Origin of the sequence: Crenobacter intestini, from assembly GCF_004919095.1 — a bacterium.
GTDB lineage: Bacteria > Pseudomonadota > Gammaproteobacteria > Burkholderiales > Chromobacteriaceae > Craterilacuibacter > Craterilacuibacter intestini.
The window spans coordinates 136054-153774 of the sequence record NZ_STGJ01000005.1; the positions used below are offsets into that span (position 1 = coordinate 136054).

Annotated in this window: 17 protein-coding genes; 6 read left to right on the forward strand and 11 right to left on the reverse strand. The window is 67.3% G+C overall.

Going from position 1 to position 17721, the window contains the following annotated elements:
- Positions 1-15 precede the first annotated feature (15 nt).
- The 5 genes from pstC (at position 16) to E5K04_RS06010 (ending at position 6085) form a co-directional block, all read left to right on the forward strand.
- Complete coding sequence (pstC, locus tag E5K04_RS05990) at positions 16-978, forward strand: phosphate ABC transporter permease subunit PstC (protein ID WP_136551992.1); 963 nt, start codon at positions 16-18, stop codon at positions 976-978.
- Positions 979-1036: 58 nt separating this feature from the next.
- Positions 1037-1897, forward strand: a complete 861-nt coding sequence (gene pstA, locus E5K04_RS05995) for a phosphate ABC transporter permease PstA (RefSeq protein WP_235844282.1) — start codon at positions 1037-1039, stop codon at positions 1895-1897.
- Between the two features lie 9 nt (positions 1898-1906).
- The gene (pstB, locus tag E5K04_RS06000; protein ID WP_136551994.1) at positions 1907-2671 is read left to right on the forward strand and encodes a phosphate ABC transporter ATP-binding protein PstB; all 765 of its coding nucleotides are present in this window, start codon (positions 1907-1909) and stop codon (positions 2669-2671) included.
- 188 nt (positions 2672-2859) lie between these two features.
- A complete protein-coding gene (locus E5K04_RS06005) occupies positions 2860-4434 on the forward strand; it encodes an inorganic phosphate transporter (protein WP_136551995.1) in 1575 nt (524 codons plus the stop codon).
- Between the two features lie 187 nt (positions 4435-4621).
- On the forward strand, positions 4622-6085 hold the full coding sequence (locus E5K04_RS06010; RefSeq protein ID WP_136551996.1) for an inorganic phosphate transporter: 1464 nt from the start codon (positions 4622-4624) through the stop codon (positions 6083-6085).
- 165 nt (positions 6086-6250) lie between these two features.
- Here E5K04_RS06010 and recG read toward each other — a convergent pair whose 3' ends face one another.
- The 11 genes from recG to E5K04_RS06065 form a co-directional block, all read right to left on the reverse strand.
- Positions 6251-8293 carry an ATP-dependent DNA helicase RecG gene (gene recG / locus E5K04_RS06015; RefSeq protein WP_136551997.1) on the reverse strand — a complete coding sequence of 681 codons (2043 nt, stop codon included), beginning with the start codon at positions 8291-8293 and terminating at the stop codon, positions 6251-6253.
- A 73-nt stretch (positions 8294-8366) separates the two neighbouring features.
- A complete protein-coding gene (locus tag E5K04_RS06020; RefSeq protein ID WP_136551998.1) occupies positions 8367-8795 on the reverse strand; it encodes a DUF2147 domain-containing protein in 429 nt (142 codons plus the stop codon).
- An 83-nt stretch (positions 8796-8878) separates the two neighbouring features.
- A complete protein-coding gene (locus tag E5K04_RS06025) occupies positions 8879-9724 on the reverse strand; it encodes a PhzF family phenazine biosynthesis protein (RefSeq protein WP_136551999.1) in 846 nt (281 codons plus the stop codon).
- Positions 9725-9827: 103 nt separating this feature from the next.
- Entirely contained in the window at positions 9828-10208 is a 381-nt protein-coding gene (locus tag E5K04_RS06030; protein ID WP_136552000.1) for a RidA family protein, read from the reverse strand.
- Between the two features lie 5 nt (positions 10209-10213).
- Complete coding sequence (hemW, locus tag E5K04_RS06035; RefSeq protein WP_136552001.1) at positions 10214-11401, reverse strand: radical SAM family heme chaperone HemW; 1188 nt, start codon at positions 11399-11401, stop codon at positions 10214-10216.
- Positions 11398-11991: an RdgB/HAM1 family non-canonical purine NTP pyrophosphatase gene (rdgB, locus tag E5K04_RS06040; protein WP_136552002.1), complete on the reverse strand. Its 594-nt coding sequence runs from the start codon at positions 11989-11991 to the stop codon at positions 11398-11400. Before rdgB ends, hemW begins: the two co-directional genes overlap by 4 nt.
- Positions 11992-12047: 56 nt before the next feature.
- A complete protein-coding gene (locus E5K04_RS06045) occupies positions 12048-13118 on the reverse strand; it encodes an ABC transporter substrate-binding protein (protein WP_136552003.1) in 1071 nt (356 codons plus the stop codon).
- Positions 13119-13184: 66 nt separating this feature from the next.
- Positions 13185-14138: a tRNA dihydrouridine(20/20a) synthase DusA gene (gene dusA / locus E5K04_RS06050; protein WP_136552089.1), complete on the reverse strand. Its 954-nt coding sequence runs from the start codon at positions 14136-14138 to the stop codon at positions 13185-13187.
- A gap of 41 nt (positions 14139-14179) precedes the next feature.
- On the reverse strand, positions 14180-14896 hold the full coding sequence (gene rph, locus E5K04_RS06055) for a ribonuclease PH (protein ID WP_136552004.1): 717 nt from the start codon (positions 14894-14896) through the stop codon (positions 14180-14182).
- 71 nt (positions 14897-14967) lie between these two features.
- Positions 14968-15813, reverse strand: coding sequence for a PP2C family protein-serine/threonine phosphatase (locus E5K04_RS06060; protein ID WP_136552005.1), 846 nt, complete (start codon positions 15811-15813; stop codon positions 14968-14970).
- Positions 15810-16763, reverse strand: a complete 954-nt coding sequence (locus E5K04_RS06065; protein ID WP_136552006.1) for a serine/threonine protein kinase — start codon at positions 16761-16763, stop codon at positions 15810-15812. The genes E5K04_RS06060 and E5K04_RS06065 overlap by 4 nt, the downstream gene beginning before the upstream one ends.
- 87 nt (positions 16764-16850) lie before the next feature.
- On the opposite strand from E5K04_RS06065, the gene E5K04_RS06070 reads away from it, so the two are divergent.
- Entirely contained in the window at positions 16851-17717 is an 867-nt protein-coding gene (locus E5K04_RS06070; protein WP_136552007.1) for a YicC/YloC family endoribonuclease, read from the forward strand.
- The last annotated feature ends 4 nt before the right edge of the window (positions 17718-17721 follow it).

The window sequence follows — 17721 nt, forward strand, 5'->3', positions numbered from 1 at the left end:
TACCGAGTCACGCGCATGGAAAAATACCAGAACACCCCGCAGCTCAAGCGCCAGCTCCTGATCGACACGCTGTTCCGCAACAGCACGCGTTTCTTTGCCTTTTTGGTGCTCGCGCTCCTGGTCGGCATCATGCTCTCCTTGCTGGTCGGCGCCATGCCCACCATCCGCCATCAGGGCTTGAGCTTTCTGACCAGCACGGCGTGGGACCCGGTGACCGAAGAATTCGGCGCGCTGGTGCCGATCTACGGCACGCTGCTGACCTCGTTTATCGCCCTGCTGATCGGCGTGCCGGTCAGCTTCGGCATCGCGCTGTTTCTGACCGAACTCTCCCCCACCTGGCTCAAGCGCCCGCTGGGCATCGCGGTCGAACTGCTCGCCGGCATCCCGTCAATCATCTACGGCATGTGGGGCCTGTTCGTGTTCGCGCCGTGGTTCGGCGACAACATCCAGCCCTGGCTGATCGACAACCTCGGCGAACTGCCCGTGATCGGCTTCCTGTTCCAGGGCGCGCCGATGGGCATCGGCATGTTCACCGCCGGCCTGATCCTCGCGATCATGGTGATCCCGTTCATCGCCTCGGTGATGCGCGACGTGTTCGAGGTGGTGCCGGCCATGCTCAAGGAGTCGGCGTACGGCCTGGGCGCGACGACCTGGGAGGTCGTGCGCAACGTGGTGCTGCCCTACACCAAGACCGGCGTGATCGGCGGCATCATGCTCGGCCTCGGCCGCGCGCTGGGCGAGACCATGGCGGTCACCTTCGTGATCGGCAACTCGACCATCTTCTCGACCGGCCTGTTCGACGCGGGCAACTCGATCGCGTCGGCGCTCGCCAACGAATTCGCAGAGGCGACCAGCGAAGCGCACCTGTCGGCGCTGATCTCGCTGGGCCTGATCCTGTTCTTCATCACCTTCGTCGTCCTCGCCTGCTCCAAGCTGCTGCTGCTGCGCCTGAAGAAGCAGGAAGGCCGCGGCACCTGAAGCGCGGAGAGTACAACGGATGCAACACAGACTCAGCAACGCTAGCAAGGCCAAGACCGTGACAAGCACGACCCGCAACAACGCGATCTACCGCAAGCGCCGCCTCGTCAACCTGTTCAATATGGGCGCGTCGATGGCGACCATGGCGTTCGGCCTGTTCTGGCTGGCGTGGATTCTGCTCACACTGCTGCGCTACGGCCTGGAAGGGCTGTCTCCGGCGGTATTCACCGAAATCACTCCGCCGCCGGGGTCGGTCGGCGGCCTGGCCAACGCCATCGTCGGCTCGCTGACCATGACCTTCTTCGGCACGCTGATCGGCACGCCGATCGGCATCCTGGCCGGCATTTACCTGTCCGAGTACGGCAGCCGCGGCTGGCTCGCGCCGGCGACCCGTTTCATCAACGACATCCTGCTCTCGGCGCCGTCGATCGTGATCGGCCTGTTCGTGTACGAGGTGTACGTGCTGTCGGTCGGCCACTTCTCCGGCTGGGCCGGCTCGTTCGCGCTGTCGCTGCTGGTGATCCCGGTGGTGGTGCGCACCACCGAGAACATGCTGCGACTGGTGCCGGGCAGCCTGCGCGAAGCGGCCTTCGCGCTGGGCGCGCCGCAGTGGAAAGTGACCATGCAGGTGACGCTGCGCGCGGCCAAGGCCGGCGTGCTCACCGGCATCCTGCTCGCGGTCGCGCGCATCTCGGGCGAGACCGCACCTCTCCTGTTCACCGCGCTGAACAACCAGTTCTGGAGCAACATGAACCAGCCGATGGCCAACCTGCCCATCGTCATCTTCCAGTTCGCGATGAGCCCGTACGAAGACTGGCACAAGCTGGCCTGGGCCGGCTCCCTGCTGATCACCTTCAGCGTACTGACCCTGAACATCGTGGCCCGCTACCTGGGTCGCCAGAAAACCCAATCCCACTAAGTACCCACCATGACCGAACAGAACATCAAGCTCAAGGTCCGCGACCTCAACTTCTACTACGGCAATTTCCAGGCGCTCAAGGGGATCAACCTGGACATCCCGAGCAAGCAGGTGACCGCCTTCATCGGCCCGTCCGGTTGCGGCAAGTCGACGCTTCTGCGCATCTTCAACCGCATGTACGAGCTGTACCCGGGCATGCGTGCCGAGGGCGAGATCCTGATGGACGACCAGAACATCCTCAGCCGCGAAGTCGACGTCAACCTGCTGCGCGCGCAGGTCGGCATGGTGTTCCAGAAGCCGACGCCGTTCCCGATGTCGATCTACGACAACATCACCTTCGGCGTGAAGCTGTACGAGAACCTCAGCCGCAGCGACATGGACGACCGCGTCGAGTGGGCGCTGAAGAAGGCCGCGTTGTGGAACGAGGTGAAGGACAAGCTCAAGCAGTCGGGCAACTCGCTCTCCGGCGGCCAGCAGCAGCGCCTGTGCATCGCGCGCGCCGTCGCCACCCGCCCCGAGGTGTTGCTGCTCGACGAGCCGACCTCGGCGCTCGACCCGATCTCGACCGCGCATATCGAAGAGCTGGTGCACGAACTCAAGCAGGACTACACCATCGCGATCGTCACCCACAACATGCAGCAGGCGGCGCGGGTGTCCGACTACACCGCCTACATGTACCTGGGCGACCTGGTCGAGTTCGGCGAAACCGACACCATTTTCACAGCGCCGTCCAAGAAGGCGACCGAAGACTACATCACCGGCAAGTTCGGCTGACACGCTGCGCTGTCATGCCATTCGGCAACCCGACCATCCCGGCGCTTGGCGCCGGGATTTTTCTTTGCTTTGAACGGCTTAAGCTGTACTACAAAATGTAAGCGGATGGTAACATTCGGCCTCATCTGACCGGCCCGCACGGCTTCCTGCGGGCCTTTGCTTTTTTGCACAAAATACGGGACCTGATTGTGGACCTTCACGATTACAGCGAGATCTCCAAGGCCTCCCAGCGCGGCCAGAACGATTTCGTCCGTCTGGGACTGGCGCTGCTTTTCATCATCGGCGCCGTCATCTATAGCACCACGCTCGGCCATATCAGCCTGCCGATGATGGTCGCCGCCGGCATCGGCGCCTATATGGCGATGAATATCGGCGCCAACGACGTCGCCAACAACGTCGGCCCCGCCGTCGGCTCCAAGGCACTGACCATGGGCGGCGCGCTGGTGATCGCCGCCGTGTGCGAGGCGGCCGGCGCGCTGATCGCCGGCGGCGAGGTGGTGTCGACCATCCGCAGCGGCATCATCGACCCCTCGCTGATCCCGGACAAGGCCGCCTTCATCTGGATCATGATGTCGGCGCTGCTCGCCGCCGCTTTGTGGCTGAACGTCGCCACGCTGGTCGGTGCGCCGGTGTCGACCACCCACTCCATCGTCGGCGCGCTGCTGGGCGCCGGCGTGATGGCGTCCGGCTTCGGCATCGCCAACTGGGGCAAGGTCGTGCAGATCGCCGCCAGCTGGGTGATCTCGCCGGTGATGGGCGGCATCGTGGCCGCGGGCTTCCTCTACTTCATCAAGCGCACCATCACCTACCAGAGCGACATGCGCGCGGCCGCCGCGCGCATCGTGCCGGTGCTGATCGGCCTGATGGTCGGCGTGTTCGCCGCCTACCTGATGCTCAAGGGCCTGTCCAAGCTGTGGAAGGTTGGTTTCGTCGAGGCGCTGCTGGCCGGCGCCGGCCTCGGCGTGGTGTCCTACCTGGTGCTCAAGCCGATTGTCGCGCGCCGCGCCGCGCGCTCGGAAAACACCAAGCAGGCGATCAACGCGCTGTTCACCTGGCCGCTGATCATGTCCGCCGCGCTCTTGAGCTTCGCGCACGGCTCGAACGACGTCGCCAACGCGATCGGCCCGCTGGCCGCCATCGTCGACGCGCTGCAAACCAGCGGCAGCGAGATCGGCGCGTCCGCCGGCATCCCGCTGTGGGTGATGCTGGTCGGCGCGCTCGGCATCTCGGTCGGCCTCGCGTTGTTCGGCCCCAAGGTCATCCGCACCGTCGGCAACGAGATCACCGAGCTTGACCAGATGCGCGCGTACTCGATCGCGATGTCGGCGACCGTCACCGTGATCCTGGCGAGCCAGCTCGGCCTGCCGGTCAGCTCGACGCATATCGCGGTCGGTGGCGTGTTCGGCATCGGTTTCCTGCGCGAACACCTGAAGAACCGCTACGCGATCATGATCGCGCAGATCAAGGCGCACCACCCGGAAGACGACCAGCCGGCGATCGACGCCTTCATCAAGGCGTTCACGCCCGCCTCCATCGAAGAGAAGGGGCAAATGCTGCGCGACCTCAAGCAGCGGATGAAGGCCCTGCAGGACCCGGCGCACTTCTCCAAGCGCGAGCGCAAGGAGCTGCGTCAGGTCTACAAGACCGAGCTGGTGAAACGCTCGCTGATCAAGCGGATCGCGGCGGCCTGGGTGATCACCGTCCCGGCCTCCGCGCTGATGTCGGCCGCCATCTACCTTGTGCTGCAACATCTGGGCTTCTGACCCGCCTCCTCTCCACGCTGCCGGCTTTTGCCGGCAGCGTTTTTTCCAGCAAAATCAGCCTGCTGCCCTGCCTGCGGCGACATGCGACATTGTTGTTCGGAAAAGTTCATTTACCCCTGCAAAATGCCTTGACGCGGCCGCCCTTGCCCCCAACAATCGCGCCTTCCTATGACAACAGCAGTGCATCATGCTTGAACTGTTCAGCGACTTGAGCCCCGCCCTCGCGATCACCCTCGTGCTCTCCCTGGGGCTGGTCCTCGCCTTCGAATTCATCAACGGTTTTCACGACACCGCCAACGCGGTGGCCACCGTCATCTACACCCAGTCGATGAAGCCGCAGCTCGCGGTCGTCGCGTCGGGCCTCTTCAACTTCCTGGGCGTGATGGCCGGCGGCCTGGCCGTCGCCTACGCGATCGTCCACCTGCTGCCGGTCGACCTCTTGGTCTCGATCAACAGCGCACGCGGCATGGCGATGGTGTTCGCACTATTGACCGCCGCCATCCTGTGGAACCTCGGCACCTGGTACTTCGGCCTGCCCGCCTCCAGCAGCCACACCCTGATCGGCGCGCTGCTGGGCGTCGGCGTCGCCAACGCCTGGCTGAACAATGCGCCGCTGACGCAGGGCATCAACTGGGGCAAGGCGCTCGACGTCGGCACCTCGCTGCTGCTCTCGCCGCTGCTGGGCGGGGTGGTCGCCGCGCTGATCCTGCTCGCACTGCTGCGCTTTCGGGCGCACAGCAACATCCACCGCACGCCGTTCCAGCGCCAGCAGATCGAGGGGCGCAAGCACCCGCCGTTCTGGTCTCGCTTCATGCTGATCGTCTCGGCGATGGGGGTGAGCTTCGCGCACGGCTCGAACGACGGCCAGAAGGGCGTCGGCCTGATCATGCTGGTGCTGATCGGCATCGTGCCGGCCAAGTTCGTGCTCAACCTGGAGAGCACGCCTTACCAGATCGAACGCACCCGCGACGCCGCCGTCCACCTGCAGCAGTTCTACGAGCGCAAGGCACCCGAACTCACCGCGCTGATCGCCAAGATGCCGCCGAAGAAGGACACCGGCCGCTTCCAGTGCCACCCGCTGGCTACCGCCGAGACGGCCAACGTGCTGGCCGGCCTGCTGCAAACCACCGACTACCACCAGCTCGACAAGCAGCAGCGCTGGGACGTGCGCACCGACCTGTTGTGCCTAGACGACGCCGCGAAGATCGCGCTGAAGCTGCCGGGGCTGACCGCGTCCGAGAAGGCGCACCTGACCGGGCTGCGCAAGGATCTGACCGCGACCACCGAATACGCGCCGACCTGGGTGATCGTCGCCGTCGCGCTCGCATTGGGCATCGGTACCATGGTCGGCTGGAAGCGCGTGGTGCGCACCGTCGGCGAAGGCATCGGCAAGAAGGACATGACCTACGCGCAGGGCGTGTCGGCGCAGCTGACCGCGGCCACCGCCATCGGCGCGGCCAGCGTGTTCGGCTTCCCGGTGTCGACCACGCAGGTACTCTCCAGCGCAGTCGCCGGCACCATGCTTGCCAACCGCTCGGGCCTGCAGATGTCGACCATCCGCAACATCCTGCTCGCGTGGCTGTTCACGCTGCCGGTCGCGATGGGTCTGGCCGCCGGCCTCTATATCGCCGGCGCCCATTTCTTCGCATAAAGAGAGTAGATAATCTCTAACGATTGAAAAATTGATCTGGATCAACACGGTTGCCAGGGTGAAGCGCTAACATCCATCCCGCTTCATCATGGTTTCTCCTTTGTTGTTTGCAGCAATATCCCATTCGCCCCGACCCCTCAGTCGGGGCATTTTTTTGTCCGCGCCTCAGGCCTTCAGGAAATGCTCGCGCCCGGCGAGCCAGCGCGCGAGGTGTGCGTGCGCGACCTCGGGCAGCTTGGCGAGCAGTTCGGGCGCGAGCGTACGCGCCTCTTCAAGCAGCGCGCTGTCAGCCTCCAGGTCGGCGAAGCGCAACATCGGCACGCCGCTTTGCCGCGCGCCGAGGAATTCACCGGGTCCGCGGATCAGCAGGTCCTGCCGCGCGATCTCGAAGCCGTCGGTGTTTTCGTAGATCACCCTGAGCCGCGCCTTGGCAAGGTCGGACAAGGGCTGCTCGAACAGCAGCACGCAGCTGCTCTTGGCCGCGCCGCGGCCGACCCGGCCGCGCAGCTGGTGCAGCTGCGCAAGCCCCATCCGCTCGGCGTGCTCGATCACCATCAGGCTCGCGTTGGGCACGTCGACACCGACCTCGATCACGGTGGTCGCGACCAGTACGTCGATGCTGCCTGCGGCAAACGCCGCCATCACCTCGGCCTTTTCCGCCGCCTTCATGCGCCCGTGCACCAGCGCGACGCGCCGCGCGGGCAACGCAGCGCCCAGCTCCTGATGGGTGTCGACCGCCGTCTGCAGGGTCAGCGTCTCGCTCTCCTCGATCAGCGGGCACACCCAGTACGCCTGCCGCCCCTCGCCGCACACCTTGTTAACAAAGCCGACCACCTCGCCCCGCCGCTCGGCCGACACCAGCCGGGTGACAATCGGCGTGCGCCCCGGCGGCAGCTCGTCGATCACCGACACGTCGAGGTCGGCGTAGTAGCTCATCGCCAGCGTGCGCGGGATCGGCGTCGCCGACATCATCAGCTGGTGCGGCGAGCCGCCCTTGCCCTGCAAGGCGAGGCGCTGGCCGACGCCGAAGCGGTGCTGCTCGTCGACGATGACGAGGCCCAGCCGTTCGAAGGCGACGTCGTCCTGGAACAGCGCGTGGGTGCCGACCGCGAGGCGCGCCTCGCCCGAGGCGATGCTCGCTGCCATCGCCTCGCGCGCCTTCTTCTTCAGGCTGCCGGACAGCCACGCGACCTCAACGCCCAACGGCGCGAGCCAGGCGGCGAGCTTCAGGTAATGCTGCTCGGCGAGGATCTCGGTCGGCGCCATCAGCGCGACCTGGTACCCTGCCTCGATCGCGGCGAGCGCCGCCATCGCCGCGACGACGGTCTTGCCGCTGCCCACGTCCCCCTGCAACAGCCGGTTCATCGGGTGCGGCCTGGCCAGGTCCGCGCCGATTTCGGCGAGCACGCGCTGCTGCGCGCCGGTCAGCGCGAAGGGCAGCTGTGCGATGAGACGCGCGCGCAGCGCACCGTCGCCGACAATCGCCGGCGCGCTCCCCTTGCGGCGCGCGCGGTAGGCAAGACGCATCGACAGTTGCTGCGCGAGCAATTCGTCAAACTTGAGCCGCTGCCACGCCGGCAAGGCAGGATCGGCGAGCGCCGAGGCGCCAAGCTCCGGCGGCGGCGCGTGCAACAGGCGCACCGCGTCGGCAAACGGCAGCAGGCCGTAGCGCGCGCGGATCGCCTCGGGCAGGGTGTCGTCCAGCGGCAGGGTCTTGAGCTCCGCCGCGATCATGCGGCGCAACACCGGCTGGGTCAGGCCGTTCACCGTCGGGTAGACGGGCGTCAGCCGCTCGGCCAGCGCGTCGCCCTCGTGCACGTCGCGCAGCTTGGGGTGGACCATCTCGTCGCCGAAATAGCCGCGGCGGATCTCGCCCAATGCGCGCACGCGGTGGCCGACGGCGAGCTGCTTTTGCTGGCTGGGGTAGAAATGGATGAAGCGCAGCACCAGGCTGGCGCTGCCGTCGCGCAGGCGGGCGACCAACTGGCGGCGCGGCCTGAACTGCACCTCGCACGAAGTCACCTCGCCCTCGACCAGCACATGCTGGCCGTACGGCGCGTCGGCGATAGGGTAGAGATGGGTCTCGTCCTCGTAGCGCAGTGGCAGGTGCAGCACGAGGTCGAAGCGGCGGCGGATGCCCAGCTTCGCAAGCTTCTTCAGCGTGGCGTCCTGGGCAGCGGGCGCCTGATGGGCAAGGTCGGCACTCATGCGCCGATTCTACCGGAAATAAAAAAACGGAAAGCCCTCAGGCCTTCCGTTCTGTCGCGCAAGGGCAGACCGCTTACGGCTTGACCCAGGTCTGGGTGCGGCCGAGCAAGGCCATGCCGAGGAAACCGCGCACCTCGAGCTTGTCGCCGACTACCTTGAGCTTGGCGCTGTAGACCTTGCCCGTTTTCGGGTCGAGGATCTTGCCGCCTTCCCATACGTCGCCGTCCTTCTTCAGGCCCCACAGGATGTTCATGCCGACCACCGGCTTGTCCTTGTTGGCGCCGTCGCACTTGCTGCACACGGCGTCCGGGTTGTTGAACAGCTTGACGATCTTGCCGCTGAGTTCGCCCGCAGCCGACTCCGAGATCTGCACCAGCGCCTTGGGCTGCTTGGTCTCGTCGTCGATGGTCTTCCAGGTGCCGACCGCGCCGTTCGCCCAGGCGCTGCCACACAGCAGCACGCCGGCGAGCACCGCCGCGCCCTTGTTCAGGATCCCCTTCATTATTTTCTCCTCGTTTTCAAACGGTGGTTTGAGTGGTTGCTCGAGGATGCCAACACCGCCCGCTCCCGTCAAGAACAGTGGCATCATCCGTGAAAGTCACCGCCTGCCATCGCGCGCACGCGCCCGCCGACGCTGACCCGCCCTGCTGCATCGATGCACAGGCGCAGGCGGTTCGGCCGGCCGGCGACGTCGCCCTGCTCGACACGCCAGTCGAGGCCCCGCTCACCGCCTAGCGCCAGATAGCCGCCCAGGTTCGCGCACGCCGAGCCGGTGCCGATGTCTTCGAGCACCGCCCCGTCTTGCGCGTAGAAAAAACGCACCGTCGCGACGCCCGCCTCGGCGTGCCACAGGTAGGCGATGCTGCGCCCGGGCCGCAGCGTCGCGCCGGCGATCAGCCGCGCAAAGTCAGGCCTCGCCGCGAGCACCGCGTCGCGGCTGCTGGCCCGGATCAGTAACTGCTCGGAGCCGGTGTTCACCCATTGCGGCACATCGCAAACCGCACCTTGCGCCAGCCCCAGCATCGTGGCGGCTTCGCTTGCCGAAAGCGCCGCCGGGCGCTGCGTCGCGGTGGGTACCCGCAAGAACCAGTGGCCATCCGCTTCGTGGACCCCGATCGGTCCCGCGTTGCAACGCAGGGTGAACGCCGGCCCCGGCGAGCGCTGCGCGGCGAGCACCGCCGCCGCGCCGAGCACCGGGTGGCCGGCAAACGGCAGTTCGGTCGCCGGCGTGAAGATGCGCAGGCGCGCGGCGTCGCCGTCTGCTTCGCCCGGCAGCACGAATACGGTCTCGGCCAGGTTGAACTGGCGTGCGATCGCCTGCATCTCGTCGTCAGCAAGCTTACGGGCGTCGGTAAACACCGCGAGCGGGTTGCCGCCAAAACGGCTGCCGTCGCTGAACACGTTGACGACGCGGTAAGGGAGTGCGGCCATGGTTTGCCTCAGGAAAATGGCTATTGGATCACACGGGCGGCACAAGGCAAAACGCCGCCGGCAAAAGCACGGCGGCGTGTGGCAAAAACGGCAGAGTGCTGGCTTACAGCACCATCACCGCTTCGGCTTCGACCTGCACGCCACGTGGCAGGCTGGCGACGCCGACCGCGGCGCGCGCCGGGAACGGCTCGGCCATGAATTCAGCCATCACCTTGTTGAAGGTCGCGAAGTTGGCAAGGTCGGTCAGGTAGGCGTTGAGCTTGACGATATCGTTCAGCGAACCGCCGGCCGCCTCGCACACCGCCTGCAGGTTGGCGAACACCTGGCGCGTTTCGGCTTCGAAGCCGCCCTCGACCACGGTCATGGTCGCCGGGTCGAGCGGGATCTGGCCGGACAGGTAGACGGTGTTGCCGGCTTGCACGGCCTGCGAGTACGCGCCGATCGCTGCCGGAGCCTTGTCGGTGTGGATGATTTTCTTGGTCATGGTGTTCACGCTTTGTCGTTGAGGAACAGGGTTAACAAGTCATTCAGGAAACGCTGGCCAGCGAGCGTCGGCCGGATCAACCCGTCCTGCCGCTCGAGCAGGCCGCGCCGCGCCGCCTCGTCCAGCTCGCGGGCGATCTGCACCAGGGGCAGGCCGGTGTGCGTGGCGAACAGCGCCTCGTCGAAGCCGCCGGTCAGCCGCAGCGCGTTCATCATGAATTCGAACGGCAAGTCGCGGCGGCCGACCTTGTGCGCCTCCTGCACCGGCTCGCCCGCGGCGACCGCCTTCAGGTAGGCCGCCGGCTGCTTGTAGCGCATCTGGCGGCGCACGCCGTCGTGCGCGCTGACCTTGCCGTGCGCGCCGGCGCCGATGCCCAGGTAGTCGCCGAAGGTCCAGTAATTGAGGTTGTGCCGACACTGCCGCCCGGGGCGGGCGAACGCCGAGGTCTCGTAATGCTCGAAGCCGGCGGCCGCCAGCCGCACCTCGATCGCCTCCTGCATGTCGGCCGAGCGCTCGTCGTCGGGCAGGTTTTCCGGCTCGTAGCGCGCGAACAGCGTGTTGGGCTCGATGGTCAGGTGGTAGGCCGACAAGTGGGTGACGCCGGCACAGAGCGCGGTGTCGATGTCGGCGAGCGCCTGATCCAGCGTCTGCCCGGGCAACGCGTACATCAGGTCGGCGTTGACGTTGTCGAAGTGCCCGAGCGCCGCCTCCAATGCCGCGCGCGCCTCGGCGCCGCCGTGGATGCGGCCGAGGGTACGCAGGAAGCCGTCGTCGAAGCTCTGGATGCCGAGCGACAGGCGGTTGACGCCGGCGGCGCGGTAGCCCTCGAAGCGGCCGTGCTCGACGGTGCCGGGGTTCGCCTCCATGCTGATCTCGGCGTCCGGGTGTACGCGCACCCGCGCGCGCACGCCGGCGAGCAGGCGGTCGATCGCCTCCGGCGAAAACAGGCTGGGCGTGCCGCCGCCCATGAAGATGGTCGTCACCGGCCGCCCCCATACCGCGGGCAGCGCAAGCTCCAGGTCGGCCAGCAGGGCGTCGACATAGCCCGCCTCGTCGAAGCCCGCTTTCGCCTCGTGCGAGTTGAAGTCGCAGTACGGACACTTGCGCACGCACCACGGGAAGTGGATGTAGAGCGACAGGGGCGGCAGGCTCTTGAGGCCCCCTGTCAGCGCCGAGAGGTCGACCACGCTCATGCGAACGCCGTCAGGCGCGCGAGCAAGGCCTGCATCGCCTGGCCGCGGTGGCTGACGCGGTTCTTCTCTTCGGCCGGCATCTGCGCGACCGAGCAGCCGTACGCGGGGATCTGCACCAGCGGGTCGTAGCCGAAACCGCCGTCGCCCGAGGCCGCGTCTGCGACTTCGCCCAGCCACACCGCGTCGACGATCAGCGGGTGCGGGTCGTCGGCGTGGCGCACAAGCACCAGCACGCAGGTGTACCAGCAGCGGCGGTTGCGCTCGCCCTGCATCTTTTCCAGCAGCAGCGCGTTGTTGCGCGCATCAGACTTCGGCTCGCCGGCGAAACGCGCGGAGAGCACGCCGGGCGCGCCGCCCAACGCCTCGACGCACAGGCCGGAGTCGTCAGCCAGCGCCGGCAGGCCGGTCTCGCGGCTGGCGTGGCGCGCCTTCTCCAACGCATTTTCGACGAAGGTGTGGTAGGGCTCGGCACACTCGGAGACGCCGAGCGCCTGTTGCGGCACCACCTCCACCCCGAGCGGCGCGAGGAGCGCCGAGAATTCGCGCAGCTTGCCGGCGTTGCCGCTGGCGAGTACCAGTTGGTCGAACATGGTCTTTCCTTGTCTTTCTGCAAAAACGGGGCGCCGCAGGCGCCCCGTATCCGGCCTTAGTGGCCGGCCTTGACCTGGGTCCACAGGCGGTTCATCAGCCGGCGCTCCTTCGGCGTCTGCTCGCGCAGCACCGTCCACTTGGCGACCGTCTGCGGCGTCGGGTTGACCACCGGGTTTGCCTTGAGGTCGGCGCGGAAGAACGGCCCGGCGGTCTTCACCGGGTTGGTCGCGCCGTTCAGGTTGGTCAGCTCGGCCGCATTCCTGCCGTCGAGCATGAAGTTGATGAACTTGTGCGCAAGGTCGGGGCGCTTGGCGCTGGCGAGGATGGCCATGGTGTCGACCCCCAGCTCGTTGCCTTCGCGCTGCGCGCTCATCGCGACCTTGAACGGACGCTTGGCCGCCTTGGCGTCCTCGGCGGCCTGGTGGAACTCGGTCGAGTAACCGAGTGCGACCCAGATATTGCCGACCGCCAGCTCCTTCAGGTAGCTCGCGTTGGAGAACGCCGCCCAGTAGGGCTTGGCGCGGGCGATCACGTCCTTGGCCGCGCGGTAGTCGGCCTCGGTCGCCTTGTTCGGGTCCTTGCCCAGGTAGAACATGGCGGCGGTGAACACCTCGCGCGGGCTATCCAGCACGGTCACCTTGCCCTTGATCCTGGCGAGCACCTTGGGGTCGAAGATCACCGACCAGCTGGTCGGGTCGACGCCGAGCTTCTTCAGGCGGGCGTCGTTATAGCCGACGCTGGTCAGGCTGAGCACGGTCGGCACTTCGTAGCGGTTGCCCGGGTCGTAGCTCTGGTTGAGGTAGGCCGGGTCGACGTTCCTGATATTGGGGATCAGCTGCTTGTTCAACGGCTGCAACAACTTCTGCTTGACCATGGGCTGGATCACGAAGGACGACGGGAACACCACGTCGTAGCCCTTGGCGCCCGCGGACAGCTTGGCCAGCATTTCCTCGTTGTCACCGTAGAAGTCCTGCACCACGCGGCAATCGCAGCTCTTCTCGAAGCGCTTGATGGTGGCGTCCGACAGCGAACCGCTCCAGTTATACAGGTGGAGCACGTCGTTCGGACCGGCCAGCACGCTGGTCGACGCCAGCGCGGACAACAATGTAACAGTCAGCTTGTTCAATTCAGGTTCACCTCCAGACAGATCAAGACGGCGGCCTGCCCGGCCGCCGCTAAAAAAACGGGACGCTCAGGCGCAGCCGGCCTCGGCGCGCGGCGCGCGCGGCAGGGCGTCCAGCAGCAGGGTTTCGTTTGCGCCGTCGAGCAAGGCGGCGTCCGACAGCGTGCGCCGCCAGTTGCGCGCGCCGGGCACGCCCTGGTAGAGGCCGAGGATGTGGCGGGCGATATTGCGCAGCTTGTTGCCCGCGGCGATCTCGCGCGCGATATACGGCAGCATGGCGCGGGCGACGTCGTCGCGGCCCAGGCCGCGGCCCGCCTCGCCGTAGAAGCGCTCGTCCCACTCGGCCATCAGCCACGGGTTATGGTAGGCCTCGCGGCCGACCATCACGCCGTCCACCTGCGTGAGGTGGTCGGCGATCTCGTCGTTGCTCTTCACCCCGCCGTTGAGCAGGATTTCCAGCTCGGGGAAGTCGCGCTTCAGACGGTAGGCGTAATCGTACTTGAGCGGCGGGATCTCGCGGTTTTCCTTGGGCGAGAGGCCCTTGAGGATCGCGTTGCGCGCGTGGACGATGAAGGTCGAGCAGCCGGCGTCGCGGATGCGGCCGACGAAGTCGCGCACGAAGGCGTAGTCCTCGATGGCGTCGATGCCGATGCGGTGCTTGACCGTCACGTCGATGCCGCAGGCGTCGCGCATCGCCTTCACGCAGTCGGCGACCAGCTCGGGTTCGGCCATCAGGCAGGCGCCGAACGCGCCCTTTTGCACGCGCTCGGACGGGCAGCCGACGTTGAGGTTCACTTCGTCGTAGCCCCACGCCTCGGCCAGTTTCGCGCAGCGCGCGAGCTCCTGCGGGTCGGAGCCGCCCAGTTGCAGCGCGATCGGGTGTTCGGCCTCGTCGAAGCGCAGGTGGCGCTCGACGTCGCCGTGCATCAGCGCGCCGGTGGTCACCATCTCGGTGTACAGCCAGGTGTCGCGGGTGATCAGGCGGGCGAAATAGCGGTAGTGGCGGTCGGTCCAGTCGAGCATCGGCGCGACCGACAGCGTGCGCGGGGGCAGCGGTTTGCGGCTCACTTGGACAGCGCCTCCGACTGCAGGCCGATCAGCTCGCGCACGCCTTTCTCGGCCAGCGCCAGCAGCGCGTTCAGCTCTTCGCGACTGAACGGCACGCCCTCGGCGGTGCCCTGCACCTCGACGAAGCGGCCGGACGCGGTCATCACCACGTTCATGTCGGTCTCGCACGCCGAGTCTTCCGGGTAGTCGAGGTCCAGCACCGGCTGGCCCTCGTAGATGCCGACCGACACCGCCGCCACCGCCTCGCGGATCGGGCTCTCGGCGAGCTTGCCGGCCGCGATCAAGCCGGCGATGGCGTCGCTCAGCGCGACGAAGGCGCCGGTGATGCTGGCGGTGCGGGTGCCGCCGTCGGCCTGGATCACGTCGCAGTCGACCACGATCTGCCGCTCGCCCAGTTTCTGCAGGTCGACCACCGCGCGCAGGCTGCGCCCGATCAGACGCTGGATTTCCTGGGTGCGGCCGGACTGCTTGCCGCTGGCGGCCTCGCGGCGCATGCGGCTGCCGGTCGAGCGCGGCAGCATACCGTACTCGGCGGTCACCCAGCCCTGCCCCTTGCCCTTGAGGAAGGGCGGCACGTTCTCTTCGACGCTGGCGGTGCAGATCACCTTGGTGTCGCCGAATTCGACAAGGACCGAACCTTCGGCGTGGCGGGTGTAGTGACGGGTCAGGCTGACGCGGCGCAGGGCGTCACAGCTTCGCTCGGAGGGGCGCATGGCAAACATCGATCCGCAAAAAACGCCCGATTGTACAGCAACTTGCGTGCGATCCCCAAGGCCGGGCCGGCCTACAGCCCGCCGCCTGCGGCGAGCATCTCGCTCTCCAGCGTCGCGCCCAGCGCGTCGGGTACTTCGGGTGCCTGCGCGCTGTCGAGCACCTCGGCGCCGGCCGCGTCGTCGGGCAGCGGCATCAGCGCGGCGGCGCTCAGGTTGTCGCTGCGCTCGCCGGCCCGGCGCTCGGCCACTTGCAGCAGCGCGGGCACCACCCGCTGCGGCGGCCGCGCCGTCAGCGCGCGCGCCAGTTCCGCGTCGCCGAACTGCGACCACACGCCGTCCGAACAGACCAGCACCGCGTCGCCCCCCGCCAGCGGCAGCGGCCCCGCCTCGCCGACTTCCGGCTGGTCGATGCCGCCCAGGCAGCTGGTCACCCGGTTGCGCTCCGGGTGCGCAAGCGCCTCCTCGGGGGAGAGCTGGCCGCAGTCGATCAGCCGCTGCACCGTCGAATGGTCGCGGCTGTGCCAGAGGACCGCCCCGTCCCGCAGCAGGTAGGCGCGCGCGTCACCCGCCCACACCGCGTAGAGCTGCCCGCGCTGCACCAGCGCGATCGCTACTGTCGCGCTGGGCACCTCGGGAAAGCGCCGCTGCAAGGCCATGCGTTCGAGCGCGCCCTGGATCTCGTCGACGCCCTCGCGCAGGAAGGCCTGCGGATCAGCCAGCACCGGCCGCGCGCCCAGCTCGAAACGGTGCGACAGGGTGTCGATCACCATCTGCGCGGCCAGTTCGCCGTTCAGGTGGCCGCCCATGCCGTCGGCGACGACCAGCAGCCATGCCTCGCGCGAGTGCAGCGTCAGCACGCGGTCTTCGTTGTAGCTGCGGGATCCGATCCGGCTGCCGGCCATCCACGCAAATTTCATCCACGCTCCTTGACGCGTTCGGGGCGCAGCCAGCCGCCCAGTCTTTGCAACAGCCCGCCGGGTTTGGCCGGCGGGGAAAACGGCGCCTGCAGCGCCTTTTGCACCTCGAGCAGCGAGCCTGGCCGCCTCTCGACCTCCAGCGCCATGCAGCGGCGGGTCAGCTCAAGCAATTCGGGCGAGTAGTGCGACGCCGCCTGCGGGAGCGCCGGCAACACACCGTCGGCCGCGCGCTGCTTCGCCGGCGGCGGCGCGCCGATGCCCAGGCACGCGTACAGGCAGGCGCCGAGGCTGTAGATGTCGGTCCACGGGCCGAGCCGCGCGTCCGCCCGCGTCTGCTCGGGCGGCGCAAACGCCGGCGTGTACATCGACACCGCCTGGCCTTGCTGGCGCTGCGCGTTCTGCCGCGCCGCGCCGAAGTCGAGCAGCACCGGCGAGCCGTTCCTGCGCAGGTAGATGTTGGCGGGCTTGAGGTCCAGGTGCAGCAGGTGGCGGCGGTGCACCTCGCGCAGGCCGCCGACCAGCTCGACGAACAGGCGGCGCAGGCGGCCCTCTTCGAGCGCGCCGCCGGCCAGCTCGATCTCGCGGGAGAGTGGCCGCCCCTCCGTGTAGTCCATCACCATGTACACGGTCTGGTTCGCGGCGAAAAAGTTGCGCACGCGCACCACATTGGGGTGCTGGATGTCGGCGAGCACCCTCGCCTCCTCGAAGAAACACTTCTTGCCGACCCTGAAGGGCTCTGCGTCGAGCTCGCTGATGACCTCGACCTGCAGTTCGGCGTTGTGGCGGGCCATCGAGCCGGGCAGGTACTCCTTGATCGCCAGCTTGCGGTCGGCGTCGTCCAGCGCGAGGTAGACACGGCTGAACCCCCCCTGGCTCAGCTCGCGGACGATGGTGTAGGTGTCCAGCCGGTGTCCGGCCGGCAGCCCTGTCGTTTGCTTGGTTTGCGTCATCGCTGTTGTTATAGTGTGTTGGGCCCGGAGGCAGCCCAAGCCCTCCGGACCCGGTTCCTCTTTGTCACCCTAACCGGGAGCTCCCCCATGATTCTCAGCATGACCGGATTTGCGTCCGCCACCCGTGAATTCACCGGAGGTATGCTGGCGATGGAAATCCGCGCCGTCAACCACCGTTATCTCGACGTACAGATGCGCCTGCCGGAAGAGCTGCGCGTGATCGAGCCGCAACTGCGCGAAAAGATCGCCGCGCGCGCCTCGCGCGGCAAGCTCGAGTGCCGGGTCAGCCTCAACCAGGCCGCCGACCAGGCGCCGACCCTCGAACTCAACCGCGAACTCCTGCAGGGCCTGCTCGCGCTCAGCGCCGAGGCGCGCACGCTCGCGCCCAACGCCAAGGAGCTGAGCCTGGGCGAGCTGATGCGCTGGCCGGGCGTGCTCAAGAGCAACGAGCTGCCGCCGGCCGTGCTGCAGCAGCTGTGCAGCGAATGCCTGGACGCCGTGCTCGCCGACTTCAACGCGAGCCGCCAGCGCGAAGGCGCCAAGCTCGCGCAGATCCTCTCCGAGCGGCTGGACGGCATGGAAAAGATCGTGCGCGAGATCAAGCCGCGCCTGCCGCTGATCCTCGACGGCTACCTCGCCCGCCTGTCCGCGCGCCTCTCGGACGCGCTGGGCAGCGTCGACGACGACCGCATCAAGCAGGAGTTCGCGCTGTTCGCGCAGAAGATCGACGTCGACGAGGAACTGACCCGCCTCACCACCCACATCGCCGAGGTGCGCCGCATCCTCAAGACCGGCGGCCAGACCGGCAAGCGGCTGGACTTCCTGATGCAGGAACTCAACCGCGAGGCCAACACGCTGGGTTCCAAGTCGGTCTCCACCGAAACCACGCAGGCGTCGGTCGAGCTGAAGGTGCTGATCGAGCAGATGCGCGAGCAGATCCAGAACATCGAGTAAACCT